1 protein-coding gene is annotated in these 771 nt (G+C 51.0%); it reads left to right on the forward strand.

Annotated elements, in window-relative coordinates; translation table 11 throughout:
- A partial coding sequence (locus tag A3751_RS16000) for an FAD-binding domain-containing protein (RefSeq protein WP_304439040.1) occupies window positions 1–771 on the forward strand: 771 nt, incomplete at both ends.

Consider the following 771-nt stretch of genomic DNA (forward strand, 5'->3'; position numbering starts at 1 on the left):
CCAGCCAGCACGATATCAGCGCTGCCTGAACCCGTCTCTTTGAAAGCATTCAATTTCCCGCTTTTTGAACCTGAAAAAGCGATCAAAAATACATCGCCTTTGGTTCATGGAGGTGAAGCCGCGGCGTTAGACCATCTAACGACTTATTTTTCCGGGAACGCGCCAAACCACTATAAACAAACACGCAATGCCTTTGATGACTGGGAGAGTTCATCCAAGTGGTCATTTTGGCTCGCAAATGGAAGCCTTTCAGTTCGGCGAACAGTGCAAGCACTAGAGGGGTACCAAGCTCAGCATGGTAAGAACGAAGACAACGCATGGTTGTTGTTTGAGCTACTTTGGCGTGAATACTTTCAGTGGTACGCGCGCGCATTCAACAAGCGCCTATTTTTACTGAACGGGCTGTTTACCGAAGCGAATGCGAGAAAGCAAAGAGGCTCGTTCTATGCCCAACGTTATCGTCAATGGTGCATGGGTACAACGCCCTACCCAATCGTAAATGCCTGCATGCGCCAACTCAACGAAACAGGCTATATGAGTAATCGAGGCAGGCAAATTGCCGCCTCGGCCCTGATCAATGAACTTGGCCTAGACTGGCGTTGCGGCGCAGCCTATTTCGAGCAGCAACTGATCGACTACGACCCCGCTTCAAACTGGGGAAACTGGCAGTACATCGCAGGAGTGGGTGCAGACCCTAGAGGTGGGCGACACTTTAATTTGGAAAAACAGGCGCAAATGCATGACGCCGATGGCCGCTTTCGCGGCAAGTGG

It is taken from the genome of Oleiphilus sp. HI0080 (assembly GCF_001635135.1).